Consider the following 26,144-nt stretch of genomic DNA (forward strand, 5'->3'; position numbering starts at 1 on the left):
TCTGTTCTTTCAGGACCCAACAGTGTGTTGATATATCCACCAGCACCGAGAACAGAGTCTCAGCCGTTTGTGATGGAGATTGTCAGCGTTCCACCCATGAGCAACCGCAGTCCCACAGTCGGGGACATGAACGGCCTCTGCCACAACCGGATCTCGACTCTTCGAGCCGGCGTGGAGAATGCTCCTTAGAAAGGAGGTGATCCAGCCGCACCTTCCGGTACGGCTACCTTGTTACGACTTCGTCCCAATCGCCGATCCCACCTTCGACGGCTCCCTCCACAAGGGTTAGGCCACCGGCTTCGGGTGTTACCGACTTTCATGACGTGACGGGCGGTGTGTACAAGGCCCGGGAACGTATTCACCGCAGCGTTGCTGATCTGCGATTACTAGCGACTCCAACTTCACGGGGTCGAGTTGCAGACCCCGATCCGAACTGAGACCGGCTTTAAGGGATTCGCTCCACCTCACGGTATCGCAGCCCTCTGTACCGGCCATTGTAGCATGTGTGAAGCCCTGGACATAAGGGGCATGATGACTTGACGTCGTCCCCACCTTCCTCCGAGTTGACCCCGGCAGTCTCTCACGAGTCCCCGCCATTACGCGCTGGCAACATAAGATAAGGGTTGCGCTCGTTGCGGGACTTAACCCAACATCTCACGACACGAGCTGACGACAGCCATGCACCACCTGTACACCGACCACAAGGGGGCCTACATCTCTGCAGGTTTCCGGTGTATGTCAAACCCAGGTAAGGTTCTTCGCGTTGCATCGAATTAATCCACATGCTCCGCCGCTTGTGCGGGCCCCCGTCAATTCCTTTGAGTTTTAGCCTTGCGGCCGTACTCCCCAGGCGGGGTACTTAATGCGTTAGCTACGGCACGGATCCCGTGGAAGGAAACCCACACCTAGTACCCACCGTTTACGGCGTGGACTACCAGGGTATCTAATCCTGTTCGCTACCCACGCTTTCGCTTCTCAGCGTCAGTTACTTCCCAGAGACCCGCCTTCGCCACCGGTGTTCCTCCTGATATCTGCGCATTTCACCGCTACACCAGGAATTCCAGTCTCCCCTGAAGTACTCAAGCCTGCCCGTATCGACCGCAAGCTCGGGGTTGAGCCCCGAGTTTTCACGATCGACGCGACAAGCCGCCTACAAGCTCTTTACGCCCAGTAATTCCGGACAACGCTCGCACCCTACGTATTACCGCGGCTGCTGGCACGTAGTTGGCCGGTGCTTCTTATACTCCTACCGTCACTTTCGCTTCGTCGGAGTCGAAAGAGGTTTACAACCCGAAGGCCGTCATCCCTCACGCGGCGTCGCTGCATCAGGCTTCCGCCCATTGTGCAATATTCCCCACTGCTGCCTCCCGTAGGAGTCTGGGCCGTGTCTCAGTCCCAGTGTGGCCGGTCGCCCTCTCAGGCCGGCTACCCGTCGTCGCCTTGGTAGGCCATTACCCCACCAACAAGCTGATAGGCCGCGGGCTCATCTTGCACCGATAAATCTTTCCACCCACAGTCATGCAACTGCAGGTCATATCCGGTATTAGACCCAGTTTCCCAGGCTTATCCCAGAGTGCAAGGCAGATCACCCACGTGTTACTCACCCGTTCGCCGCTCGTGTACCCCGAAGGGCCTTACCGCTCGACTTGCATGTGTTAAGCACGCCGCCAGCGTTCGTCCTGAGCCAGGATCAAACTCTCCGTTGAAGACTCACAATCACACCCGAAGGCGCAATCAAAAGTACAAACTAGAGTCCGAAAACCTAGCAAAACAATCGCCAGCTGGAATTTAGCTGACTTAAATGTTCGGCCCTCCACACGGGGGTATGAAGAACCGAAACCAAATTAAATATTTGGCACTGACATTCATCAACACACTATTGAGTTCTCAAAGAACACACGCACACAACTCGGAGACTGGCTAACCAGTTCTTCGTTGGGGCAGGTTTTCTAGCTTAACCGTCCAGTGGCTCAGAGTCAAACTCCGCTCTTCGGCCGGTCTCATCAGGCGCTCATCGTACAACCTCGTTGTCCCTGGTCCCTCCGGCTCGGCGTTTCCGCCTCGCTCCCGGGCCCCTGGTCGGTGTCCGTGTCGCTCTGACGTTGAATAAGTTACGCGGCGGAGAACGCTACGTCAAATCGCCACTTCCTACCCATATTCGCGCTGGTCAGAGGCTTGCCGGAGGGCGATCCGGTGGGCCGGGCCGGGTATTTGTGACCCAGCCCACCAAGATCAATTTCAGGCGCCCCGCCGGACACCCGCGAAGTTGCGCTTCCCGCGGCGCAGCACCAACCACTTACCGTGCAGGTAATCGCCGGTTTCCGGGATCCAATCCAGATCCTTGATCCGCTCGTTGTTCACCGATGCGCCGCCTTCGTTGACCGTCCGCCGGGCGGCGCCGCGGCTTTCGCACAGGCCCGCCGCCACGAGCAGGTCCACAATCGTGTCCTGACCGGGCACCACGGCCGCGACCTCGCCCTCGCCGGCGGCTTCGCGCAATGCGGCAGCGAGGGTCGGTTCGTCGAGGTCCCGGAGTTCGGCGCGACCGAACAGCGCCTGACTGGCGAGTTGCACGGCCCGGGTGTTCTGCTCACCGTGTACGAGCGTGGTCATCTCGGCGGCGAGCCGGCGCTGCGCTTCCCGGGCATGCGGACGTTCCGCGGTCGCCACTTCCAGTTCCGCCAGTTCGTCGCGGTCCAGGAAGGTGAACCAGCGCATGTAGCGGACGACATCGGCGTCGGCGGTGTTCACGAAGTACTGGTACCAGGCGTACGGACTGGTGAGTTCCGGATCGAGCCAGAGGCTGCCGCCGCCGGTGGATTTACCGAACTTCTTACCGTCGGCGGAGGTCACCAGCGGGACGGTCAATGCGTGGACCGCGGCGCCGTCGACGCGGCGGTTCAACTCGACGCCGGCGATGATGTTGCCCCACTGGTCCGAACCTCCGACCTGCAGGACGCAGCCGTGGGTGCGGCGCAACTGCAGGTAGTCGTTTGCCTGCAGCAGCATGTAGCTGAACTCCGTGTAGGAGATGCCCTCACCCTCCAGCCGCCGTTTGACGGTGTCCCGGGCGAGCATCACGTTCACCGAGAAGTGCTTGCCGATATCGCGGAGGAAGTCGACGGCACTCAGCTCACCGGTCCAGTCCATGTTGTTCACGATGAGCGCGCCGGTCGGCGAATCGTCCAGGGCTACGAACCGCTCCAGCTGGGAGCGGATCCGCTCGGCCCATGCGGCGACGGTATCGGCCGAGTTCATCGTGCGCTCGCCGACGTCGCGGGGGTCACCGATCAGCCCGGTCGCGCCACCGGCGAGGACGATCGGCCGGTGGCCGGCGCGCTGGAATCGGGTGAGGGCCAGCAGCGGCACCAGGTGCCCGGCGTGCAAACTGGCCGCGGTCGGGTCGAAGCCCGCATAGAGAGTGCGCGGGCCGGCGGCCAGCGCCTGCCGCAGCGCGTCGAGGTCGGTGGACTGCGCGATGAGACCGCGCCAGGTCAGTTCGTCGATGATGTCGCTGCTCACGGGTTTCATCTTCGCGTACCACCGCAAGCCGATTGCGGGCGGTGCGATCAGGCGCGTGGGCCGGGCCGACCGGCAATGCCGGTCAGGCCGACTCCTCTACCCGCGGCGCCCGCGGACTACGGCGGTAGGCCGACACGGCACGGGAGTCGCGGAGCCAGAGCCGCCATGGGCGATCGGCCTCCTCGCTCACTCCTACGCGTGGCCCCGCCGCGATCCGGGAGGGATCGGCGGGCGCCCCGAGTTCCAGCCGGATTCCGGAACGGCGATCGAACAGGTCGGTGCCGTAGTCGTCCATCCGGATACCTAGGGCACTACCCAGGTTGCCCGGGCCGCGCGCCAGGTCGTCGTCGCCCCGGGCGGCCGGGCGGCGAGCGCGCGCGACGTCGTGGCCGGCGGTGATCTCCGCGGACCGCAGTAGCACTCCGGACGCCACACCGTCCGGGCCGCTGATCACGTTGGCGCAGGTGTGCATGCCGTAGCTGCGATACACGTAGAGCCGGCCGGGCGGTCCGAACATGGCGGCGTTGCGCGGTGTGCGGCCACGGCCGGAGTGGGCGGCCGGATCGTGCCAGGGGCCGGCAGGGTCACCACCGTAGGCCTCGACTTCGACTATGTAGGCGGCCACCGGGCCCGACCACAGGGTCGCGCCGAGCAGGCGCTGGGCGGCGGTCAGTGGATCAACAGCCAGTTCCTCGGCACTCACCCGTGGATTGTCGCAATCGGCTCGAGGTATGTGCACCGGGGGCGGATTTCACCCGCTCATACCTGGCGCGGGACCAGTGGGCCGTGCACGGCCGCCCCTGTTGACGAGTTTTCTCCCCGGGGGTCTTGCGGTGCGCCTCGTCGCGGCGAAGAATTCAACAGGTAATGAATTCAACACCGGATGAATAGGGCGGTTCCATGTCCGAAACCGGCACACCGGACGCTGTGGAGGTACGCGGCCTCACCGTGCGTCGCGGTAAACGGGAAGTGCTGCACGATATTTCGCTCACCATCCCGCAGGGATCGATCACCGGGCTGCTGGGCCCTTCGGGGTGCGGGAAGACCACCCTCATGCGCAGCATCGTGGGCACCCAGATCGTGGCCGCCGGGGAGATCACCGCGCTCGGGTTGCCGGGCGGCAGTGCCCGGCTGCGGCGGCGGATCGGGTATGTGACGCAGGCACCGAGCATCTACGCCGATATCAGCGTCCGCGACAATGTCGCCTACTTCGCCGCGCTCTACGGCGCGGATCACGAGGGCGTCGAGCGCGCGCTCGAGGCCGTCGGTCTGCTCGACCATCGGAATCAGCGCGGTGACGAGCTGTCGGGTGGGCAGCGTACCCGGGCGTCCCTGGCCTGCGCGCTGGTCGCCGCACCGGAACTGCTGGTATTGGACGAGCCGACCGTCGGGCTCGACCCGGTGCTGCGGGTCGAACTGTGGAAACAGTTCCGGGAACTGGCCGCCGGCGGGACAACTCTCGTGGTGTCCAGCCATGTGATGGACGAGGCCGAACACTGCGATCGGCTGCTGCTCATGCGCGAGGGCCGGCTGCTGGCCCAGCTGAGCCCTGACGAACTGCGCGAACGTACCGGCGAGCAGAACCTCGAACAGGCCTTTCTCGCACTCATCACCTCGGGAACAGAGGAGGCGGCGTGAGCAACACCAGCGACCGGCAAACCAGGCCGGCCACCGCGGCCCCGGGCCACCCCGGGCCGGCGGCACAGCTTCTGCAACGTCCCTCGGGGCCCCGGCCCCTGGGGGCCTATCTGGCGACCACCACCCGGATTCTGCGGCAGCTGCGCAACGATCACCGCACCATCGCCATGATCCTGGTGGTCCCGGCGCTGCTGATGACGCTGCTGTACTTCATCTACCAGGATGTTCCGGCCGCACCGCAACAGCCGGTGACAGTGTTCGACCGGGTCGGGATCAGCATGCTCGGGATCCTGCCGTTCATCGTGATGTTCCTGATCACGGCGATCGCCATGCAGCGCGAACGCACCTCCGGGACGCTCGAACGGCTGCTCACCACGCCCCTGAGCAAACTCGATCTGCTCGGCGGATACGGCACCGCGTTCTCCCTCGCCGCCGCCGCGCAGGCTGCGGTGGCCTGCCTGGTCTCGTTCGGCCTGCTGGACCTGGATGCGGCCGGCAGTCCCGGGTGGGTAGTCCTCATCGCCATGGTCGACGCGGTGCTGGGGGTCGCGCTGGGGCTGCTGTGCAGTGCGTTCGCGCGAACCGAGTTCCAGGCGGTGCAGTTCATGCCGGTGGTGGCGGCACCACAGATCTTCCTGTGCGGGCTGCTGGTGCCGCGGCAGCAACTGCCCGACTGGCTGGAGGTGATCAGCAATGTGCTGCCGCTGAGTTATGCGGTGGACGCGCTGCACGAGGTCTCGGTACACAGCGAACCCACCGGGCTGATGTGGCGGGATCTGGCGATCGTCGCCGCGTTCGCGGCGGTGGCCCTGGGCCTGGGCGCGGCGACCCTGCGCCGCCGGACCGCGTGAGCACCGCGGACGACGCACGACGCGCCCGCTCCGGACGGCGTCCGGGGTCCTCCGGTACCCGGGACGCGATACTCACGGCCGCCCGGGTGCGGTTCGCGCAGGCCGGGTTCGACAAAACGTCGATCCGGGCGGTGGCGGCGGACGCCGGAGTGGATCCCGCGCTGGTGCACCACTACTTCGGTACAAAACAGCGTTTGTTCGCCGCGGTGGTGCAGCTGCCGATCGATCCGGAGGTCGTGCTCGCGCAGGTCGACGCGGTACCGCTGGACCGGTTGGGTGAAACCATCGTGCGCACCGTGGTGGGGCTGTGGGACTCCCCCGTCGGCGCCGGCGCGGTGGCCTTGGTACGCAGCCTGGTCGCCGGTGGTGATGTCTCGCTGGTGCGTGATTTTCTGCTGTCGGTGGTACTGGAGCGGGTCCGGCGGCGGATCGCCACCGAATCCGACGACGGCCGCGCACGGGTGGCACTTGCCGCATCGCAGATGGTGGGGGTGGTGGTGACCCGCAAGATCGTGAACCTGCAGCCGGTTACCGAGATGTCACTGGATCAGGTGGTGGCCGCGGTGGGGCCGACCTTGCAGCGCTATCTCACCGGGGATATCGGGGCGGGCCCGCCGGAACCCCGCGAGCCCTGAACGGCCGGTGCTACTCGCCGAACTGTCCCGCGAAATCGGCATGCTCGGCCTCGTCGACCGCGCGGGCCTCATCGGCGAGCAGCACCGGGATCCCGTTGTCGATCGGGTACGCCACGCGCAACCGCGGGTTGTACAGCACGTCCGCGCCGTCGCCGGTGCGGACCAGGTGCAGTTGCCCCTTGTCCTGCGGGCAGGCCAGCAGGCTCAGCAGCATGGGGTCGAGAATGGTTTGCTCCGACATGGGAGTGAAGCGTACCCGGACCCGGAACCGATGCCGCCGGGCTCCGATCACACCGCGGGCCGGCGGAACGAGATGTACCGGTGGCCGAAGAAGGTACCGGCGGCGACCGCCCCCATGACCATCACCGCGGACGGCGCGCGCGGGAAACCGAACAGGCTGACGGCGACTTCGAGCAGCAGGGCGTTGGCGATCAAACCTCCGCAGTTCACGGCGGCGAACCCGAGGAAATCGCGGACGATCCGCCCACGGACTCGGAACACCAGCCGGCGGTGCAGGACGAACGCGATACCGATACCGGTCAGGTAGGCGGCGGCGACCCCGGCCGAGGGTGGCACCGAATCGCCCAGGACAGTGAGCCAGGCGACGGTGAGCCCGATGCCCATCACGGTGTTGACGGCACCGACGATCGCGAACGCGGCTTCCTGCCGGCGGACCAGCCGCAGCAGGAAGCCGGAGCCCGCCGGGGGCGCCTCGGCAGCGCGGCATCCGCCTGTCCGGGAGTCCGATCCGACGACCGGATCCCGATGGCCGGAAGGCAGTCGAAAGCGCCGGGCACGCGGACCGGTTGTCCGGCGCCGGGGGTCGTCGACAAGCGGAACCGGATCAACGTCGAGACAGCTCGGTTTCCGGGTGCCGTCCGGCGGCCGGTCCGGTTCCCGGTGCCCTGGAACACCGGCAGACGGAATCGGATCAAGGCCGAAACGGCCGGGTGCGCGGGTGCCGTCGGACGCTCGGCCGGGTTCCCGATGCCCCGCAGTATCGGCGGACGGAACCGGATCGAAGCCGATACGGCCCGGTTTCCGGGTGCCCGCGGGCGGGCGGTCGGGTTCTCGATGCCCCTGCTCACGGTGTCCGGGGGCGGCCCGGGTCCCGTCCGTGACCTGGACCGGCGCGGTGTCCGGAGAGCCCGTGGTTTCACTCGTCATGGCCGCGCCTCCACCCGATCCGGTGTCGCGATGCCTTGTGTCGATGTCCGTGTGTGTGGCGCCCGCCGCGACGCGCCCGTGCCGACCGGGGCAAGCCCGGCCCGTGCGGCGGATGCGGAGGCAAGGCCGGTTTTCCGGCCCGGCGCAACCCGGGTGCGTTCGAGTTCGGCGACGCGGGTGCCTGATCGGGTATCACCTACCGCGAAACTGTTCGCCGCCAGGTCGATCGGCCGCTGTGCCGGGGCGAGCAGTCCGGTCTCGCCGATCGCGCAACTGCCGGCCTGTGGGCGCCCGGATATCGGCACCGGAAACCTTCCGTCCCACCGGTATCGCCCGTCTACCGCCCACCCGGAGCCGGTGTCGCCGGTACCGGAATGCCGGGAATTCGCCGACCGCATCACCTGGGAGGCGGCGAGGACCCCCGCCGCGCACACCGGGCCCCGCCGGAGCGCAACCCGGCGATCATCGGCTCGGACATACGCCATGGGTTCCAGACCCTACCGCGCCCGGGACGGTGAACGACCGTAACGACGCATACCGAATCTACCCGCGCGGTGCCCACTGCACCTGCTAGAGTTCGCATTTCTCGGGCTCACCAGCGTCATCGAGACCCGGCACGCGTTATCCTCCGTCGAAAGTCGATCTCGCCAATGCCGTTTTCGCCCAGCTCCGTTTCCGGTCCGGATACCCGCCGCCGTACGACAGCCGGCTCCGCGGCCCTTCCCTCCCCCAGTTCCTTACGACCCGGTTCGGCCGCCGTCGGCCCGGGACCGGACACCGATTCGCCCGGAGTGTGCGGGGTTTCGGTGGTGGTCCCGGTCTACCGCGGTGAGGAGACCGTCTCCGCGTTGGTCCGGGAATTGTCCGGACTCGCCACGAGCACCACGACACCGGGCGGGCTCCGGTTCCGCGTCACCGAAATCGTTCTGGTGCACGATTGCGGCCCGGACCGTTCCGATCTGGTGCTCCAGCGCCTGGCCCGGGAGAATCCGCTGGTCCGGGTGATCTGGTTGAGCCGCAACTACGGTCAGGACGCCGCCACGATCGCCGGTATGGCCGCGGCGCGGGGTGGCTGGATCGTCACCATGGACGAGGACGGTCAGCACGACCCGGCGTGTATCGCCGAATTCCTCGATACCGCCTACCGGGACCGCGCCGACCTGGTGTATTCGCGTCCCACCAACACTCGCCCGCACGGGCCGCTGCGCAATATCACCTCGCGGGGAGCGAAACTCGTCCTCGCCACGCTGTTCGCGTTTCCCGCGTCCACCCGGTTCGAGAGTTTCCGGCTGATCCGCGGCGATATCGGACGCCGCCTCGCCGAGGTCGCCGCCAACGGCGCCTATCTCGATGTCGCGCTGACCTGGGTGGTCGGCCGGACGGCGAGCGCACCGGTGCGGTTACGCAGCGAGGGACGCCCCGAATCGGGCTACAACTACCGGCGACTGTTCTCGCTGTTCTGGAAAATGGTGCTGTGCACCGGGACTCGCGGGCTGCGGGTGGTGAGCCTGCTGGGTGTCACGCTCGCGCTGGCCGGCACGATCCTGGCCGGGGTGATCATCTATACCGCGTTGACCAGCGGGGACAACAACCCCGAGGGCTGGGCGTCGATTATCGTCGTGCTCCTGCTGTGCTCGGGAGCGCTGCTGTTCTCGCTCGGCCTCATCGCCGAATACCTCGGCGTGGTGCTGCACATCCTGGTGGGTAAACCGCTGTATCTCACCATCGAATCGCCCACCCCCCGGCCACCGGCCGAGCCCGCCCATCCCCGTGCCCGGCCCCGCACCGAGTTGGCCGCGGGATGAGCGGGTCAGGCCCGGAGGCGGCAGCGCAGCGTCACCACGCAGGGCCCCCGCCCATCCCCGACAGGCAGAGCATGAACGGGTCGGGCCCGGAGGTAGCAGCACAGCACAAACACAGAAAGCCCCCGATCATCCCCGACGGACCCAGCGTGAGCGGGTCAGGCCCGGAGAGGGCGGCGCCGCGTCGCACAGGGTCCGCGCTCATCGGCAATGGACGCAGCGGACGCGAGTCGGAATCAGCGGCGGCCGCACGGCACGAACATGCCGGGCATCCACCCATCCGCGACAACGAAGCGGTGGGCGAAAGGATCATTTTCAGCCGGCCATACCGGGCGGCCCGGGAACTGGCCAATGTGACCGCTGTCCTGGAATCCGACCACTGCCACGGGGACGGCCCGTTCACCGCGGCCGCGACCGCGAAACTCGCCGAGATCACCGGCGCTCCGCATGTGCTGCTCACCACCTCGTGCACACATGCGCTGGAACTGGCGGCGCTCCTGCTCGAACTGGGTCCCGGTGACGAGGTGATCGTGCCCAGTTTCGCCTTCACCTCCACCGCCGCCGCCTTCGCGGTGCACGGCGCAACCTGCGTTTTCGTCGATATCGACGGCGAGACCGGCAATATCGACCCGGCGGCAGCCGCGGCAGCGATCACCGATCACACAAAGGCGATCGTGGTGCTGCACTACGGCGGGGTCGCGGCGGATATGGACGCACTCGGAAAGCTGGCGCGCGGCCACGGCCTGGCCATCGTCGAGGACAACGCGCACGGCTTGGGCGGTTCCTGGCGTGGGCGGGCGTTGGGGACTCTCGGCACACTGGGGACGCAGAGTTTCCACGACACCAAGAACGTGCACTGCGGCGAGGGCGGCGCCCTGCTGCTTTCCGACGACATCCTGATGGGCCGTGCGGAGATCATCCGCGAGAAGGGCACCGACCGGGCGCGATTCCTGCGCGGTCAGGTGGACAAGTACTCCTGGCAGGACATCGGGTCCAGCTATCTGCCCAGCGAGCTGAACGCCGCGGTACTCGATGCGCAACTCGCCGAATTCCATACGATCCAGCGGGCCAGGCACCGGGTGTGGCATACCTACGCGGCCGGGCTGGCGGCGTGGGCGGCGGGTCAGGGCGTTGTGCCGATGACTGTTCCGCCGGATCGCCGGCACACCGCGCATCTGTTCTATCTGCGCATGCCCGCCGAGGAGACCCGCGACGAATTCATCCGGCATCTCGCCGCGCGTGGCATCGTGGCACCGTTCCACTACGTACCGCTGGATTCCAGTGCCGCGGGACTCAAATACGGTCGTACGCCGGTTCCGTGCACCCGCAGCGCCGATTTCGCGGCGACGATCGTACGACTCCCGCTGTGGCCCACACTCACCCGCGGCCAGCTCGACCGGGTCCTCGAGGCGGTCACCGAATTCCGCTGCTGAACACCCAGTGCCGGGTGCTCAGGTGAGCAGGCCCAGCGACCCGCCGTCGGTGAGAACCTCGTAGGTCTCGGTATCCGGGTTGTACCACCAGGTTCGGGGCCCGGGCCGGGGCGTGTGTGTTTCCCGCACCGCATGCGCCGACGGACGGAACGACGGGCTGCGCGGAATATCGTCGACCACGTAGACCAGATCCGGGCGCTGCCCGGGCGGCAGCGACCGCAGCGCCTCGGTCACATCATCGGCGGTGAGTTCGAAACCGGGGCGTACGCTCACCGCCGCGACGGCCAGGATGCGGTCCCGGGTGGGCAGGGCGTACGCGACCTCCATATCGACCGCGGCGATATCGTTGAGCACATCGACGACGGGCTGGGTGAACACCGGGCCCCGGCGGGTGCGGATCACGGTATCGATCCGGTCGACCAGCCAATAATCGCCCTCGCTGTCACGGCGGAACAGGTTCTCGGTGGGCAGCCAGGAATCCTCCGGTTCGAACACACCGCGCAATCCGCCGCGCGACAGATCGACCCCGGCACTCGCCGAACCGATCAGCAGCCCGACCTCGTTGTCCGCGCACCGCCGGGCGTACCCGTTGTCGTCGACCATGACCTGCCCGGACACCGGATCGAACGCCACCAGTTCGACGCGGGCCGTGCCCGGTACCGGGCGGCCCTTGCAGCCGAATTTCACGCCGGGCACATTCGCCAGCACCACATCGCCCTCGATGGAGGCATAGAACTCGAGGACCCGGGCGGGGGCGAACTGTTCCATCGTGCGCCGCCACAATCCGGCGGGCATCCCGGAACCGATGAACAGCCGGATCGGATGCGGATATCCGGCCGGGAAGACCTCGGCGTCGAGGATATCGCGCAGCATCGTCCAGGTGTAGGTCACGACCGTGACCCCGTACCGGTGCACTTCCTCGGCGAACCGTGCCGGATCCAGCGACCGGGCCAATGCGATCCGGCTGCCGCCGGCGATGGCGCCGCCGAGGCTCACCAGCAGGCCGGACGAATGATGCAGCGGGGCCAGGCAGTACACCGTGTCCTTGTGGTCCAGGTCGGCCGCCGACGCCGTCCCGAAAGCGGAGAGCGCCCAGCGATGGTTGGTGATGTATTTGATGTCCAGCCGGTCGGCGGCACCCGACACCAGGATGAAGGCCAGTTCGCGGGCCCGGCCGGGATTCGGCCGGTACCAGCCGGGCAGCCGCACCCGCTGCGGGTCGATCTGTTCCAGGTCCACGAGGTCGGTGCCGTCGGGAACGGCGAGGCCGCGGGAATCGCCACCACCGAGTACGAGTACCCGGGCCCCGGTCGCGACGGCATGGCGCACGTTCTCCGGGTCGGATACCAGGATCATCGTGCCGGTCTGTTCCAGCGCGCTGGTCAGATCGCTGTCCGGTGCGAGCAGCACCGCGACCGCGCCGATCCGGGACAGGGCGGCGAGGGTCACCAGGGCACTGGGGCGGGTCTCCATCACCACGCCGACCCGGGTGGCCGGGCGGATCCCGACCGAGATCAGGCCGCGGACCACGTTCTCGATCCGGGCGTCGACCGCCGCGTTGGTATGCACTCGGTCGTCGAACAGGAAGCATTCACCGTTCGGTGCCCGCCGTGCCTGTTCGGCCATGAGCCGGCCGATGGAGATGCGGGTGCCGGATTGGATCATGCCGAGGCGGGTCAGCCGGGGCAGGGTGCGGGCCGCGCCCTCGACCACCCCGACCGAGCCGCGCAGGGTACTGGCGGCCACATGTTCCAGCGCCCGGCCGACATCCGCGCCCGCCTCGGCCAGCGCCGTGGCGGTGTGCACGGCCCGCAGCAGCGCCGTCCGCGGGGCGTCCGCGGGGGGCTGATCGGCCATGGGCACGATCTCCTCGGGCAGCGGGTTGCCGCTTTCGACCCAGCCCACCCAGTCGCGCACCCGCGGCCAGGTGCAGCGGGTCGCCACCGAACCGGCAACCAAACCGAAATGCCCTGAGACCACGGATGATTCATACACTTCCGCCCGTGGCGCGGCACGGACGATGCCGCGGACGGCGGCCGGCTGGCCGATTTCGTCGACCTCACCGAGGAACGCCAGGATGGGGCATTTCAGATCGGCCAGCGAGATCGGCTGATCGCGGATGACGAAGCCACCGAGCATCATCCGGTTGTGGACGACGAACTGTTTCAGCAGGTCCGCGGCGGCGGGCCCGGCGTAACCGACCCAGCCCTCGTTGCTCAGGAACCGCCGCTGGCGTTCCTTCGGTAGCAGCGCCTCCCGATCGTGCAGCTGGCGCAGGAAGTCGATCCGGGCCTTCGCGGTTTTCACCGGGTCCAGCATCTGGAATCCGATCCGTACCATCCGGTCGGTGATCGGCAGCCGGGGCACCACGTGATCGGCGGCGAAATCCACGAGATCGGTGACCGCGGCATGCGGTAGCCCGAGCGGCATCCCGGCGACGATATCGACCGGGCTGCCGAAGGTCACGATGCTCGCGATTCCCTTACCCGAGCGGAACGCGGCGGCTTGGTAGGCGAACATCCCGCCCTGCGAATACCCCATGAGATGCACGGTGCGGCCGGTTTCCGCGCAGACGGTGTCGATGGCGCTGTGCACGGCCAGCACATGATCGGCCAGATCCCGCTGCCAGCCACCTTCTTCCGACGACGGGGAACCGAAATCGACCACCCAGCAATCTATTCCGGCGCGGTGCAGCATCCCCACGGCACCGTCGTCACCGTTGACGTCCCAGATATCGGCGCTCACCATCAGCGGCGGTACGAGCAGGGCCACCGGACCGCCCGTGGTCTCGGCGGCGAAGTAGTGCCGCAGCCGGTACATGGGCCGGCGCTCGGCGATATCGAACGGCGAGGAGTCGGTATCGCGGCCGAGCCCGCCGAAGCGGATGACTTCCAGACCGTTCTGCGCGGTGGCCAGCACCCGCTGCGCCGAACCCACCAAACCTCGCACACTCAACTTCACGTTCCACTCCCAGCCCTACCCGTGGCGTGGTCTACCTCACAAACCACGAGGTATGCACCAAACCCTGCCATATCGCACGCCGGGCTGTTCGCCCGTTGTGACATCTACATCATGTACCCGTCACCTCGGCGGAACCGCACGCCCGCGCCGATAGGGTGGTGATCGTGACCGATCCGACCCGTATGCCCAGGCCCGGGCGCCCCGCCCCCGACCGGGAGTCGCTGCCCGTGGAATTGGTGGACGCGGCCGGCAACACTGTCGGTTCGTGTGCGGTCGCCGACGCGCACCGGGCCCCGGGCGCCCCGCATCGGGCCTTCTCGGTCCTGATCTTCGACAGCGCCGGGCAGACGTTGCTACAACAGCGCGCGGCCGGTAAGACGCGGTTTCCCGCGCGATGGTCGAACACCTGCTGCGGTCATCCGGCGCCGGGACAGCCGGTCACCGAAGCCGCGAGTATCCGGTTGGCCGAGGAGATGGGCTTGCGGGTCAGCCTCACCGAAGTCGGGGTCTACCGGTACCGCGCCGAGGATCCGCGCACCGGGTATGTCGAACACGAATGGGACCACGTATTGGTGGGATCGCTGGACGACGGCAACCCGGAACCCGACCCCGCCGAGGTCGCCGCCTACCGCTGGATGCGGCCGGAAGAGCTGCGCCTGCGGCTACAGGAGAAACCGGACGAGTTCAGTCCGTGGTTCGCGGGCGTACTCGAGGTCGCCACCACACAGCAGCCGGCTTCCTGAGCTCCTCATAGCCGGGCCCGGCCGGGCCGCGGCGCTTCGACTGCGGCGCCGGTGGCGATCTCCGCATTGCCGTACGCGGAGCCGACGAACGGCGAGCGTAGTACGCACCGGGTAAAGGGCGACCTGTGAGTGCCGCAGGCGCAGATCGTCGAGCTGGAACCCTGGGCGCGAGGTTCACCCGAGGTCGTCGCCGCGGCTCCCGAGCTTTTCTTTGCTTACTCCGCCTGTGACGATAAATATTTGGATGCGCATATTTACGTATGGGCACATTAAAGCGGGCGCCACGTCAAAGTCCGGGTACAACATGGTTCGGGCCGCCCACAACTCCGAGACCCTCTTCAGTAGGCGGGTGCGCAGAACGTTCGGTCCAGACCCGCTCGTCGTCCGGCGCCGGGTGTTCGCGGCTCCGGACGGGCGACCGGGTCACCATCTCCGGCTCGGCCCGGCCGGGCGCGGAGGCTCAGCCGAGCCAGGCGCGGATCTCGGCGGCGGCCTGCCGGACCTCGGCGAGTTGTTCGCGCACCCGCTCCCCCGCCGTGCCGCCGCGGGCATTGCGTGAGGCCACCGAACCCGCCACTGTCAGGACCTCGCGGACCTCGGGGGTGAGAGCGGGATCGATACCCGTGAATTCCGCGTCGGTCAGCTCGTCGAGCCCGACCCCGCGCGCCTCGGCAGTACGAACACAGGCGCCGGCGGCCTCGTGCGCGACCCGGAACGGCACACCCCGCCGGACCATCCACTCCGCGATATCGGTCGCGAGGGTGAAGCCGGCGGGCGCGAGTTCGGCCATGCGATCGGTGTGGAAGGTGAGGGTGGCGATCAAACCGGCGATCGCTGGCAGCAGCAGTTCCAGCTGGGCCACCGAATCGAACAGCGGCTCTTTGTCCTCTTGCAGGTCACGGTTGTAGGCCAGCGGCTGTGCCTTGAGGGTGGCGAGCAGTCCTGTGAGGTTGCCGATCAGCCGGCCGGCCTTGCCGCGGGTCAGTTCCGAGACGTCCGGGTTCTTCTTCTGCGGCATGATCGACGATCCGGTCGACCAGGCGTCGGCCAGCGTGATGTACCCGAACTCCGGAGTGCTCCAGAGAATGACCTCCTCGGCCATCCGGCTCAGGTCGACACCGATCATCGCCAGCACGAACGCCGCTTCGGCCGCGAAATCGCGGGACGACGTGGCATCGATGGAATTGGCGGCGGCAGCGGTGAAATCCAGGTCCGCGGCGATCGCTTCGGGGTCGAGACCGAGCGAGGAACCGGCCAGGGCGCCCGAACCGTACGGCGAGATCGCCGCACGTTTGTCGAAATCACGCAGCCGGTCGATATCGCGCAGCAGCGGGTGGGCATGCGCGAGGAGATGATGGGCCAGGAGCACGGGTTGCGCGGCCTGCAGATGCGTTTTGCCGGGCATCACCGCGTCCGGATGGGCGGCGGCCTGCTCGGTCAGTGCATCCACCACGGTGATCAGACCGGCCGCGATGCGCCGGACCGCGTCGCGCAGCCACATCCGGAACAGCGTGGCGACCTGGTCGTTACGCGAACGGCCGGCCCGCAGCCGGCCGCCGAGTTCGGTCCCGACCCGCTCGATCAGTCCGCGTTCGAGCGCACCGTGGACATCTTCGTCCGATTCGGCCGCGGCGAACGCACCCGATTCGACGTCCGCGGCCAAGCGGTCCAGGCCCGCCAACATGGCCGTCAGATCCGTATCCGACAGCAGCCCGGCTTTGTTCAGCACCCGGGCATGCGCCTTGGACGCGCGGATATCGTAGGGCGCCAGCACCCAGTCGAACTGGGTCGATTTGCTCAGCGCCGCCATCGCCTCGGCGGGCCCGGATGCGAATCGCCCGCCCCACAACGCGCCCTCGTTGGTGCCCACTGTCGCCTCTCCACGTCTCGATATACCGGCCGGTTCACTCGGCCGGTATTGGGTCTGTGCGCCGCTACTCGCCGCGCCCGTCCGCTTCAGCCGCGACTACGCAACATTGTGCGACCTACCAGCTGGTCGCTGTTCTGCCGTCGAGGGCCGCACGCCCCGGCCCACTGCGGCCTGCCCGGCCGCCGTTGCGGGCGACCGGGCATCGGGGTTTTCTACTTCTGGTTCAGGTCGCGCTTTGCGGCGACCTTCGAAGACAGGCCGTGGATCTGCACGAAGCCCTTCGCCAGCGACTGGTCGAAGGTATCGCCCTCGTCGTAGGTGGCCAGGTTGAAATCGTAGAGCGACTGGTCGCTGCGGCGGCCGTTGACCACCACGTTGCCGCCGTGCAGCACCATCCGGATATCACCGCTGACGTGCTGCTGGGTTTCGGCGACGAACGCGTCGAGGGCGCGCTTGAGCGGGGAGAACCACAGACCGTCGTAGGCCAGCTCGCCCCAGCGCTGTTCCACCTGCCGCTTGTACCGGCCCAGTTCCCGCTCGAGGGTGACGCTTTCCAGGGCACGGTGCGCGGTGATCAGCGCGATGGCGCCGGGCGCCTCGTAGATCTCGCGGCTCTTGATTCCGACGAGCCGGTCCTCGACCATGTCCAGCCGGCCGACGCCCTGGCGGCCCGCCCGCTTGTTCAGCTCGACGATCGCCTCCAGCACGCTCACCTGGCGGCCGTCGATGGCCACCGGGACACCGCGGTCGAAGGTGACGATGAGTTCGTCGGGCGCCTCGAAGTTGACGGTCGGGTCGGTGGTGTAGTCGTAGACGTCCTTGGTGGGCGCGTTCCACAGATCCTCGAGGAACCCGGTCTCCACAGCCCGGCCCCAGACGTTCTGGTCGATGGAGAACGGCGATTTCTTGGTGACATTGATCGGGAGCTTGTTCTCCTCGGCGAAGGCGATGGCCTTCTCCCGGGTCCACGCGTAGTCACGGACCGGGGCGATCACGTTCAGGTCGGGTGCCAGGGCGCCGATGCCGACCTCGAACCGGACCTGGTCGTTGCCCTTACCGGTGCAACCGTGGGCGACGGTGGAGGCGCCGTGGAACTTCGCGGCCTCGACCAGATGCTTGACGATCAGCGGGCGGCTGATCGCCGATACCAGCGGGTACTCGTCCTGGTAGAGGGCGTTGGCCTGGATGGTGGGCAGGCAGTATTCGTCGGCGAATTCGTCGCGCGCGTCGATGACCACCGCTTCCACGGCACCGCAGTCCAGGGCGCGCTGCCGCACCACGTTCATATCCTCGCCGCCCTGCCCCAGGTCGATGGCGACGGCCACGACCTCGGCGCCGGTCTCCTTGCCGATCCAGCTGATGGCGACGGAGGTGTCCAGCCCACCGGAGTAGGCGAGTACGACGCGATCGGACATGTTCTGGTGCTCCCTCGGATATGCGTAGGTCTGCTGTGTTTCAGGTGTGCGGTCTCCGCGGGATCCGGTGACCGTCGGCCGTCAGTATGCTGGCCCGTTGCCGGTCCGGCTCGCGCCGCCGTTGCAAATGATTATGCACGATGGTGCAATCTCATTCATAACCGGGGGTCGCACCGGGCGTTACCTGCGTCGATATCACCACAACCGGCCACCCAGCTCGATAACGACCCCTTGGCCGCCCGCGCCAGTCGTGAGACGCTGGTCACATCCCGAAGCGCAACGGCAAGGGAGGAGAAGATCGTGCAGACACTCCAGCAATGGGCGCAGGACAACTACGAGACGATCGGCTTCATCGTCATCACCCTGGGCAATGCCGCCCTCTCGCTCGGCGTGATGGGCATCGAATTCGCCACCCCGTTCCTGCAGGAGCTGGTGAACACCTGATCGCCCTTCGTCACCGTAAGCCCGGTGACCTCGGAGGACCGGCGGCGAGACGCCACCTTCGCCGATAGAGTGCGCCACCGGGCCCACAGGACCCTGCCCGGAAAGTGCGGTACCGTCACGGCGTCCGAACGTGACGGAGGGAGCGGCAGTGCTGGGGGTGGGTGCGGCCTTCGCCGGGTACCGGATCGAAGGCGTCCTGGGCCGGGGCGGAATGGGGACCGTCTATCTCGCCCGTCATCCGCGACTGCCGCGCAGTGTCGCGCTCAAACTTCTCGACCACGAAGTCTCCACCGATACCGAGCTGGTCCGCCGCTTCGAACGCGAGGCCGATGTCATCGCCCGCCTCGAACACCCCGGCATCATCGGCGTGCTCGATCGCGGCGCCGACGACGGACATCTGTGGATCGCGATGCAATATGTCCGCGGTTCCGACGCGGCCTCGCTGGATCCCCGGGCATATCCGGCGGCCACGGTGGTGCGACTGGTCGGTGAGACCGCCTCGGCGCTGGACTACGCGCACAGTCAGGGCGTCCTGCACCGCGATGTGAAACCGGCCAACATCCTGATCGCCGCCTCGGACGCGTTCCGGGAATCGCACGCGATACTGACCGACTTCGGGATCGCCCGCCTCACCGACCCGGCCAGTACGAAGGTCACCGCCACGGGCACTTTCACCGCGACCCTCTCCTACGGGTCGCCGGAACAGCTGTCCGGGCAGGCCGTGGACCACCGCTCCGATCAGTATTCGCTGGCGTGCACGCTGTTCGCGATCCTCACCGGGCAGCCGCCGTACACCGCTACGAACCCGGGCCAGGTGATCATGGGGCATTTGTCCCAGCCGGTGCCCCGGCTCACCGCCACCCGCCCGGATCTGCCGCCGGCAATGGATGCCGTGCTGGACCGAGCCATGGCCAAGCAGCGCGATGACCGGTTCGCGTCGTGCAGCGAATTCACCGCCGCGGCGCTCGGCGCCCTCGAGGGCCTGCATATCGCGGGGTCGGCCCGCTCGGCAACGACCGCGGTGCACAGCGCGCCACACGAGCAGCCGGTATCAGCCGCCCCGATACCCGAGCACCGGCAGGTTTCCCCGGTGTGGACGCCCGAGCGGCAGCCGGCTCCACCGGTGTGGACACCACCGGGCCCGGTTGCCACGCCGCACCCCTACCCGAGGCCATACGCCGGAGGGGCACGCCGGCCGGCAGAACGGTTCGAAACGAGGCCGTCCCGGACCACGGCTCTGACGGCGGTGATCGTCACGCTGATCTGCGCGTTGTTCGGGACAGCGGGGTTCCTGATCGCACTCGCGGCGGCCCTCCGGGCGGTCGCTGCGGGCAGCCCGCACGTCGCCGCTTACGCCGTGGTACTCCTGATCGGTGGGGTGCTCGTGCTCCTGTGGAACAGCGCCTGGCTACTCCTGCTGGCGGCACGACACCTCGGGCGGATGCTGACCATTGGGTGTTCGGGACTGGGCACGATAATCGGTGTGCTGGGCATGGCGGCCTCGCCGTACGTCGTGATTCCCGAGCGTTTCCTGGCCGCCGCGCAGGGCACCGCGGCGATCGTGCTCTGCGCTTCGGCGGCCGGCCTGGTGTGCGCCGCCCACAGGTCCACCGCCCGCTGGATCGCCTACCGGACCGCGCATCGGAATACGCCACGCGGGTGGTAGGAGCGGCACCGGCGAGCCGTTGGATCAGCGCGCCACCGCACCGCTGCGCACGCGGCGGCGGCGGACTACTCCGGGCTGCACAGCACGCGTCGAATCGGCGATTCGCCCGATGACCGTACCGGCCGACGGGACAGGTGTCGCCACGGCCTACCGGCGAATTACCTGGTCACGCCAGGTTTTCGATTTTCGCGGCGAGTTCGGCTCCGGTGAGGGGTTCGCGGGCGATCACAGCGATGGTGTCGTCGCCGGCGATGGTGCCGACGATGTAGGGCAGGGACGCACGATCGAGGGCGCTGGCCAGGAAGTGGGCGGCGCCGGGCGGGGTGCGCAGGACCGCGATATTGCCGCTGGAATCGGTGGAGACCAGCAGATCACCCAGGAGTTTCGCGAGCCGGCCGGTGCCGCCGGTGACACCGCGGACCGGGCTGCCGTCCTCGGGGACCACATAGACACCGGCCCCACCGTCGGCGGCGCGGAGTTTGACCGCGCCGAGTTCGTCGAGGTCGCGCGAGAGGGTGGCCTGAGTGGTTTCGATACCCTCGGCCGCCAGCAGGTTGGCCAGTTCGGTCTGGCTGCGCACCGGGTGGGCGGCCAGCAGCGCGATGATCCGCGACTGCCGGCCCGCCCGGGTGGCGGCCGTGATAGGGCCGGTGGAATGCGTTCGGGCCTCACTCATCGTCGGTGTGTGCCCTCGTGTTCCAGCAGCCAGACCAGCAGCGCCTTCTGCGCGTGCAGGCGGTTCTCGGCCTCGTCCCACACCACGCTCTGCTTTCCGTCGAGCACCTCGTCGGTGATCTCCTCACCGCGATGCGCGGGCAGGCAGTGCAGCACGACGGCGCCCGCGTCGGCGTAGGCGAGCAGTCCGGCGTTCACCTGGTACGGGCGGAACGGTGCCACCCGGTCCAGGCCGTCGCTTTCCTGCCCCATCGACGTCCAGGTATCGGTGACCAGGACATCGGCCTTGTCCGCCGCGGTGTAGGGGTCGTCGGTGACGGTGACGCTGCCACCGGTTTCCGCGGCACGAGCGCGCGCCGCAGTGAGTACCGCCGACGCCGGCTGGAACCCCGAGGGGGCCGCGATCCGCACGTGCATACCGGCGGTCACGCCACCGAGCAGCAGCGAATGCGCCATATTGTTGGCGCCGTCACCGAAATAGGACAGCACCAGGCCCTTCGGATCACCCTTGTGTTCGGTGATCGTCTGCAGATCCGCCAGCACCTGGCACGGGTGGAAATCGTCGGACAGCGCGTTCACCACGGGAACGGTGGCCGCGCCGGCCATTTCCTCCAGGCGCCGCTGGCCGAAGGTGCGCCAGACGATGGCGTCGACGTAGCGGGAGAGCACCCGGCCGGTATCGGCGAGGGTCTCGTCGCGGCCGAGCTGGGTGTTCTGCCCGTCGACCACCACCGCGTGCCCGCCGAGCTGGGCGATACCGAGTTCGAAGGAGAACCGGGTGCGGGTGGAGTTCTTGTCGAAGATCACCCCGACCCCGCGCGGGCCCTCCAGCGGCCGGCGGGCGAACGGGTTCTTCTTGAGTTCGGCGGCCAGCGCCAGCACCTCGGCCTGTTCGGCGGGTGCCAGATCGTCGTCGCGCAGAAAGTGCCGGACGGCGCTCATGCCGGGCCCCCTTTCGTCTCGGCCAGTACCTCGTCGAGGATCACCGGCAGATCCAGCACCAGGTTGTCGGCCTGGGTTTCGGTGAGCACCAGCGGCGGTGCCAACCGGATGACATCGGGTTTGGCCGGGTTCACCAGATATCCGGCGGCGCGGGCGCGCGCCTCCACCCGCGGGGCGACCGGATGGGTGAGGCCGATACCGATGAGCAGTCCGGCGCCGCGGACCTCGGCGATCAGCGGATGTTCCAGCACCGCGATACCGTCGCTGAGCCGTTTGCCGACCGATTCGACATGTTCCAGCAGGCCGTCCTCGGCGATGGTGCGCAGCACCGCCAGCGCCGCGGCGGCACTGACCGGGTTACCGCCGAAGGTGGTGCCGTGCAGGCCGGGGGTGAACAGCTCGGCGGCATCCCCGGTGGCGAGGACGGCGCCGATGGGCAGTCCCGCGCCCAGCCCTTTGGCCAGGGTCATCACATCCGGAGTGATCCCGAAAGCCTGATGCGCGTACATTTTCCCGGTCCGCCCGATACCGGTCTGCACTTCGTCCAGGATGAGCAGCGCACCGTGCCGGGCCGTGATCTCGCGGGCCCGCGCCAGGTAGTCCATCGGCGGGACCACCACACCGCTCTCGCCGAGGATCGGCTCGAGGAACACCGCGGCGGTATCGGAATCCACCGCACGCTCCAGGATTCCCGCGTCGCCGTAAGGGATGTGCACGACGCCGGGCGGCATCGGCTCGAACGGTGCACGCTTCGACGGCTGACCGGTGAGCGCGAGCGCGCCCATGGTCCGGCCGTGAAACGCCTCGTCGCAGGCGATGATCTTGCGCCGGCCGGTGAGCCGGGCCAGTTTGAACGCCGCCTCGTTGGCCTCGGTGCCGGAATTGCAGAAGAACGCGCGGCCGCCGCCGTCCCCGAAATGCGCGAGCAGCGATTCGGCCAGCTCGATCACCGGCTCGCTGCCGTACAGGTTGGAGACGTGCCCCAGGGTTCCGAGCTGATCCATGACCGCGCTCAGAATCGCCTGGTGGGCGTGGCCGAGACTGTTGACCGCGATCCCGCCCACGAAATCGAGGTAGCGGTTGCCGTCCGCGTCGTACACCACCGCGCCGTTGCCCCGGGTCAGTACGACCTCCGGGGTGGCGTAGTTGCGCATCATCACATTCGACCACCGTTGCCGCAGTTGCGCAGTGTTCATGCTCTGGCTCCGTTTTCCTCGTCCGCCGCCGGTGTGACCATGGTGCCGATACCCTCCCCGGTGAACAGTTCCAGCAATACCGAATGGGCTACGCGGCCGTCGATGACATGGGCGCTCGGCACCCCACCGCGCACCGCGCGCAGGCACGCCTCCATCTTGGGGACCATCCCCGCGTCCAGCGCCGGCAGCAGCGCGGCCAGCGCGTCGGTGTCGATCACGCTGGTCAGCGACGACCGGTCCGGCCAATCGGTGTAGAGACCTTCGACATCGGTGAGGACAACCAGTTTCTCCGCGCCGATCCCCTCGGCCAGCGCGGCGGCCGCGGTATCGGCATTGATGTTGTGCACCACGCCGTCGGCGTCGGGGGCGATGGTCGAGACCACCGGGATCCGGCCCGCACCGATCAGATCCAGTACAGCGCCGGGATGCACATCGGTGACATCGCCGACCAGGCCGATATCGGTGGCCGCACCGTCGATATCGACGGTGCGGCGGGTCGCGGTGAACAGGCGGGCATCCTCACCCGAGATACCGACCGCGTACGGTCCGTGCGCGTTGATCAGCCCGACCAGTTCCCGCCCGACCTGACCGAACAACACCATCCGCACCACCTCCATCACCTCGGGTGTGGTGACGCGGAAACCGCCGCGGAACTCCCCGGCCAGGCCCAGCCGTTTCAGCATCGCCGAGATCTGCGGGCCGCCACCGTGTACCACCACCGGGTGTACGCCGACGGTGCGCAGGAAGGCCATATCGGCGGCGAAGGCGCGTTTGAGATCGTCGTCGATCATGGCGTTGCCGCCGTATTTGACGACGACGATCTTGTCGCGGAACTTCTGCAACCACGGCAGGGCGCCGGCCAGGATATGCGCTTTGTCCAGCGCGGACAGATCGTGGAGGGCTTCGGTCATGAGCTGTAGGCCGAGTTCTCTTCGACGTAACCGTGGGACAGGTCGGTGGTGCGGACGGTGGCGGTTCCGTCACCGAGCCGCAGATCGACCACCACCGAGATATCGGCGCCGGACAGGTCGACGTCACGGGCGCCCGGGGCGCCGGTGCCGTCGATACAGACCGGGAAGCCGTTGAACGACACCGAGATCAGATCGGGATCCAGTTCGATGGGGGCGGTGCCGACTGCGGCCAGCACCCGGCCCCAGTTCGGGTCGGAACCGAACAGCGCGGTCTTGACCAGGCTGTCCCGCGCGATGATGCGGGCCGCGGTGAGTGCGTCGTCCTCGCTGTGCGCGCCCTGCACGGTGACCAGCACCCGTTTGGTGACGCCTTCCGCGTCGGCCATCAGCTGACCGGCCAGATCGTCGCAGACCGCCAGCACCGCGGCGTCCAGTTCCTCCTGGCTCGGTGCGACCTCACTGGCGCCGTTGGCGAGCAGCAGGACGGTGTCGTTGGTGGACATCGAACCGTCCACGTCGAGCCGGTCGAACGTGAGCCGGGTGGCCTTGCGCAGGGCACTGTCGAGCTGTTCGGCGGTGGCGACCGCATCGGTGGTGAGCACCACCAGCATCGTCGCCAGGGACGGCGCCATCATCCCCGCCCCCTTGGCCATACCGCCCACGTTCCATTTGCCGGGGTGGTGCAGCGAGGCTTCCTTCGGCACGGTGTCGGTGGTCATGATGGCGTGCGCGGCGTCGGTGCCGCCGTTGATCCCGCCGCCCATTTCGCGCACGATCTCGGTGACCGCCGGGATCAGTTTGTCCATCGGCAGCCGGTCACCGATCAGGCCGGTGGAGCAGACGGCGATCTCGCCCGCACCGGTTTCGGTACCCCAGTTGCTCAGGGTGGTGGCGAGTTCCTCGGCGGTGCGATGGGTGTCCTGGAAGCCCAGGGGTCCGGTGCAGGCGTTGGCGCCGCCGGAGTTCAGGATCACCGCGCGCAGCCGGCCGGATTTCAGCACCTGCTGCGACCACAGCACAGGGGCGGCCTTCACCTTGTTGCTGGTGAACACCCCGGCGGCGGCGTAGTCGGGGCCCTCGTTGAAGACGAGGGCGAGGTCGGGTTTTCCGCTGGCCTTGAGGCCCGCGGCGATCCCGGCCGCCCGGAAACCGAGCGGCGCGGTGACACCCTGGTTGTGGACGAGATTGGCATCGGTGGTCACGGAGCCACTCCTACGGTGGACAGCCCGGCGGTCTCGTCGAGGCCGAGCGCGAGATTCATGGACTGCACCGCGGCGCCCGCGGTGCCCTTGGTCAGATTGTCGACCGCGCCGATCACCACCAGCTGGCCGGCGTCGGGGTCGACGGTCACCTGCAGGGTGACCGTATTCGCGCCGAGCACGGCGCCGGTCTGCGGCAGCACTCCTTCGGGCAGCAGGTGCACGAAGGGTTCGTCGGCGTAGGCCTTCTCGTAGACCGCGCGTGCCTGCGCGGCGTCCACCCGGACCGGGGCGGTGCAGGTGGCCAGGATGCCGCGCGGCATGGGGGCGAGAACCGGTGTGAACGACACCCGTACCGGGGCCCCCGCGACGGCGCTCAGGTTCTGCGCGATCTCCGGCGTATGCCGGTGCGCACCGGCCACCCCGTAGGCCCGGGCCGACCCCATGACCTCGGAGCCGAGCAGGCCCACATCGAGTTTGCGGCCCGCGCCGGAGGTCCCGCTGACGGCCACGACGTTCACCGCCGGATCGACGATGCCCGCCGCCACCGCGGGCGCCAGCGCGAGGCTGGCGACAGTCGGGTAGCAGCCGGGGACAGCGATCCGGGTGGCGCCACGCAGCACTTCGCGGGCGCCGGGCAGTTCCGGGAGCCCGTAGGGCCAGCTGCCGGCGTGCGGACCGCCGTAGTAGCGGTCCCAGGCGGCCGGATCGGTGAGGCGGAAATCGGCGCCGCAGTCGATGATCACGGTCGATTCGGGCAGCTCGGCGGCCAGGGCGGCCGACTGTCCGTGCGGCAGCCCGAGGAAGACGATATCGTGCCCGGCCAGCTCCGCGGCGGTGGTCGGGGCCAGGATCCGGTCGGCCAGCGGCAGCAGGTGCGGCTGCAGCGCGCCCAGGGCGGTACCGGCGTTGTTCCCCGCGGTGAGCGCCCCGATCTCGAGGCGCCCGGCTCGGTACTCCGGATGCCCCAGCAACAGACGCAGCACTTCCCCGCCCGCGTAACCACTGGCACCGGCGACGGCCACCCGCAGGGGCGCGTTCCGGTCGGGCATATCCGTGTGATCAGCCATGTGA

General features: G+C 68.0%; 21 protein-coding genes and 1 rRNA gene. 8 read left to right on the top strand and 14 right to left on the bottom strand.

What is annotated here, in order from left to right; translation table 11 throughout:
• Window positions 1-189 precede the first annotated feature (189 nt).
• The 3 genes from ACQEVO_RS19380 to ACQEVO_RS19390 form a co-directional block, all read right to left on the bottom strand.
• A 16S ribosomal RNA gene (locus ACQEVO_RS19380) occupies window positions 190-1,706 on the bottom strand.
• 532 nt (window positions 1,707-2,238) lie between these two features.
• Window positions 2,239-3,531, bottom strand: coding sequence for a tyrosine--tRNA ligase (gene tyrS / locus ACQEVO_RS19385; RefSeq protein ID WP_432915200.1), 1,293 nt, complete (start codon window positions 3,529-3,531; stop codon window positions 2,239-2,241).
• 73 nt (window positions 3,532-3,604) lie between these two features.
• Window positions 3,605-4,225, bottom strand: a complete 621-nt coding sequence (locus ACQEVO_RS19390; protein WP_432915202.1) for a DNA-3-methyladenine glycosylase — start codon at window positions 4,223-4,225, stop codon at window positions 3,605-3,607.
• 197 nt (window positions 4,226-4,422) lie between these two features.
• Between ACQEVO_RS19390 and ACQEVO_RS19395 the strand changes: the two genes are divergently transcribed.
• The 3 genes from ACQEVO_RS19395 to ACQEVO_RS19405 all read left to right on the top strand — a co-directional run bounded on the left by ACQEVO_RS19395 (window position 4,423) and on the right by ACQEVO_RS19405 (window position 6,646).
• The gene (locus ACQEVO_RS19395; RefSeq protein WP_432915204.1) at window positions 4,423-5,160 is read left to right on the top strand and encodes an ABC transporter ATP-binding protein; all 738 of its coding nucleotides are present in this window, start codon (window positions 4,423-4,425) and stop codon (window positions 5,158-5,160) included.
• Window positions 5,161-5,258: 98 nt separating this feature from the next.
• A complete protein-coding gene (locus ACQEVO_RS19400; RefSeq protein ID WP_432922820.1) occupies window positions 5,259-6,011 on the top strand; it encodes an ABC transporter permease in 753 nt (250 codons plus the stop codon).
• Window positions 6,008-6,646, top strand: a complete 639-nt coding sequence (locus ACQEVO_RS19405) for a TetR family transcriptional regulator (RefSeq protein ID WP_432915206.1) — start codon at window positions 6,008-6,010, stop codon at window positions 6,644-6,646. Before ACQEVO_RS19400 ends, ACQEVO_RS19405 begins: the two co-directional genes overlap by 4 nt.
• 10 nt (window positions 6,647-6,656) lie before the next feature.
• Here the strand turns inward: ACQEVO_RS19405 and ACQEVO_RS19410 are convergent, their stop codons facing one another.
• Together ACQEVO_RS19410 and ACQEVO_RS19415 are read right to left on the bottom strand one after the other, a co-directional pair.
• Window positions 6,657-6,887, bottom strand: coding sequence for a Trm112 family protein (locus tag ACQEVO_RS19410; RefSeq protein WP_432915207.1), 231 nt, complete (start codon window positions 6,885-6,887; stop codon window positions 6,657-6,659).
• A 47-nt stretch (window positions 6,888-6,934) separates the two neighbouring features.
• Entirely contained in the window at window positions 6,935-7,813 is an 879-nt protein-coding gene (locus ACQEVO_RS19415) for a GtrA family protein (RefSeq protein WP_432915209.1), read from the bottom strand.
• A 791-nt stretch (window positions 7,814-8,604) separates the two neighbouring features.
• On the opposite strand from ACQEVO_RS19415, the gene ACQEVO_RS19420 reads away from it, so the two are divergent.
• Both ACQEVO_RS19420 and rffA read left to right on the top strand, forming a co-directional pair.
• Entirely contained in the window at window positions 8,605-9,618 is a 1,014-nt protein-coding gene (locus tag ACQEVO_RS19420) for a glycosyltransferase (RefSeq protein ID WP_432915211.1), read from the top strand.
• Window positions 9,619-9,911: 293 nt separating this feature from the next.
• Entirely contained in the window at window positions 9,912-11,048 is a 1,137-nt protein-coding gene (rffA, locus tag ACQEVO_RS19425) for a dTDP-4-amino-4,6-dideoxygalactose transaminase (RefSeq protein ID WP_432915213.1), read from the top strand.
• A gap of 18 nt (window positions 11,049-11,066) precedes the next feature.
• On the opposite strand, the gene ACQEVO_RS19430 is transcribed toward rffA, so the two are convergent.
• A complete protein-coding gene (locus ACQEVO_RS19430; RefSeq protein WP_432915215.1) occupies window positions 11,067-14,009 on the bottom strand; it encodes an AMP-binding protein in 2,943 nt (980 codons plus the stop codon).
• Window positions 14,010-14,173: 164 nt separating this feature from the next.
• Here ACQEVO_RS19430 and idi point away from each other — a divergent pair, with 164 nt between their 5' ends.
• Window positions 14,174-14,752: an isopentenyl-diphosphate Delta-isomerase gene (gene idi, locus ACQEVO_RS19435; RefSeq protein ID WP_432915217.1), complete on the top strand. Its 579-nt coding sequence runs from the start codon at window positions 14,174-14,176 to the stop codon at window positions 14,750-14,752.
• A gap of 460 nt (window positions 14,753-15,212) precedes the next feature.
• On the opposite strand, the gene argH is transcribed toward idi, so the two are convergent.
• Window positions 15,213-16,622, bottom strand: coding sequence for an argininosuccinate lyase (gene argH, locus ACQEVO_RS19440; RefSeq protein WP_432915218.1), 1,410 nt, complete (start codon window positions 16,620-16,622; stop codon window positions 15,213-15,215).
• A 212-nt stretch (window positions 16,623-16,834) separates the two neighbouring features.
• Entirely contained in the window at window positions 16,835-18,037 is a 1,203-nt protein-coding gene (locus ACQEVO_RS19445; protein ID WP_432915220.1) for an argininosuccinate synthase, read from the bottom strand.
• 300 nt (window positions 18,038-18,337) lie between these two features.
• Between ACQEVO_RS19445 and ACQEVO_RS19450 the strand changes: the two genes are divergently transcribed.
• Together ACQEVO_RS19450 and ACQEVO_RS19455 are read left to right on the top strand one after the other, a co-directional pair.
• A complete protein-coding gene (locus ACQEVO_RS19450; protein WP_280398140.1) occupies window positions 18,338-18,481 on the top strand; it encodes a hypothetical protein in 144 nt (47 codons plus the stop codon).
• Between the two features lie 130 nt (window positions 18,482-18,611).
• A complete protein-coding gene (locus ACQEVO_RS19455; RefSeq protein ID WP_432915223.1) occupies window positions 18,612-20,147 on the top strand; it encodes a protein kinase domain-containing protein in 1,536 nt (511 codons plus the stop codon).
• Between the two features lie 166 nt (window positions 20,148-20,313).
• On the opposite strand, the gene ACQEVO_RS19460 is transcribed toward ACQEVO_RS19455, so the two are convergent.
• The 6 genes from ACQEVO_RS19460 to argC are packed head-to-tail and all read right to left on the bottom strand — an operon-like array spanning window position 20,314 to window position 26,122.
• Window positions 20,314-20,823, bottom strand: a complete 510-nt coding sequence (locus ACQEVO_RS19460) for an arginine repressor (protein WP_432915225.1) — start codon at window positions 20,821-20,823, stop codon at window positions 20,314-20,316.
• Entirely contained in the window at window positions 20,820-21,764 is a 945-nt protein-coding gene (gene argF, locus ACQEVO_RS19465; RefSeq protein ID WP_432915227.1) for an ornithine carbamoyltransferase, read from the bottom strand. The genes ACQEVO_RS19460 and argF overlap by 4 nt, the downstream gene beginning before the upstream one ends.
• Window positions 21,761-22,960: an acetylornithine transaminase gene (locus ACQEVO_RS19470; protein ID WP_432915229.1), complete on the bottom strand. Its 1,200-nt coding sequence runs from the start codon at window positions 22,958-22,960 to the stop codon at window positions 21,761-21,763. Before ACQEVO_RS19470 ends, argF begins: the two co-directional genes overlap by 4 nt.
• Complete coding sequence (gene argB / locus ACQEVO_RS19475) at window positions 22,957-23,871, bottom strand: acetylglutamate kinase (RefSeq protein ID WP_432915231.1); 915 nt, start codon at window positions 23,869-23,871, stop codon at window positions 22,957-22,959. The genes ACQEVO_RS19470 and argB overlap by 4 nt, the downstream gene beginning before the upstream one ends.
• Window positions 23,868-25,073: a bifunctional glutamate N-acetyltransferase/amino-acid acetyltransferase ArgJ gene (gene argJ / locus ACQEVO_RS19480; protein WP_432915233.1), complete on the bottom strand. Its 1,206-nt coding sequence runs from the start codon at window positions 25,071-25,073 to the stop codon at window positions 23,868-23,870. Before argJ ends, argB begins: the two co-directional genes overlap by 4 nt.
• Entirely contained in the window at window positions 25,070-26,122 is a 1,053-nt protein-coding gene (argC, locus tag ACQEVO_RS19485; RefSeq protein ID WP_432922823.1) for an N-acetyl-gamma-glutamyl-phosphate reductase, read from the bottom strand. Before argC ends, argJ begins: the two co-directional genes overlap by 4 nt.
• Window positions 26,123-26,144: the final 22 nt, after the last annotated feature.

The sequence above is a fragment of the Nocardia sp. CA-290969 genome, assembly GCF_050936135.1.
In the GTDB taxonomy this organism is placed as follows: Bacteria; Actinomycetota; Actinomycetes; order Mycobacteriales; family Mycobacteriaceae; genus Nocardia.

What these genes read in the sequence shown, in the direction of transcription:
- ACQEVO_RS19395 (WP_432915204.1), top strand. Translation starts at nt 4,423, where the DNA reads ATGTCCGAAACCGGCACACCGGACGCTGTGGAGGTACGCGGCCTCACC.
- ACQEVO_RS19470 (WP_432915229.1), bottom strand. Translation starts at nt 22,960, where the DNA reads ATGAACACTGCGCAACTGCGGCAACGGTGGTCGAATGTGATGATGCGC.
- argB (WP_432915231.1), bottom strand. Translation starts at nt 23,871, where the DNA reads ATGACCGAAGCCCTCCACGATCTGTCCGCGCTGGACAAAGCGCATATC.
- ACQEVO_RS19460 (WP_432915225.1), bottom strand. Translation starts at nt 20,823, where the DNA reads ATGAGTGAGGCCCGAACGCATTCCACCGGCCCTATCACGGCCGCCACC.
- ACQEVO_RS19445 (WP_432915220.1), bottom strand. Translation starts at nt 18,037, where the DNA reads ATGTCCGATCGCGTCGTACTCGCCTACTCCGGTGGGCTGGACACCTCC.
- tyrS (WP_432915200.1), bottom strand. Translation starts at nt 3,531, where the DNA reads ATGAAACCCGTGAGCAGCGACATCATCGACGAACTGACCTGGCGCGGT.
- ACQEVO_RS19410 (WP_432915207.1), bottom strand. Translation starts at nt 6,887, where the DNA reads ATGTCGGAGCAAACCATTCTCGACCCCATGCTGCTGAGCCTGCTGGCC.
- argF (WP_432915227.1), bottom strand. Translation starts at nt 21,764, where the DNA reads ATGAGCGCCGTCCGGCACTTTCTGCGCGACGACGATCTGGCACCCGCC.
- argC (WP_432922823.1), bottom strand. Translation starts at nt 26,122, where the DNA reads ATGCCCGACCGGAACGCGCCCCTGCGGGTGGCCGTCGCCGGTGCCAGT.
- ACQEVO_RS19415 (WP_432915209.1), bottom strand. Translation starts at nt 7,813, where the DNA reads ATGACGAGTGAAACCACGGGCTCTCCGGACACCGCGCCGGTCCAGGTC.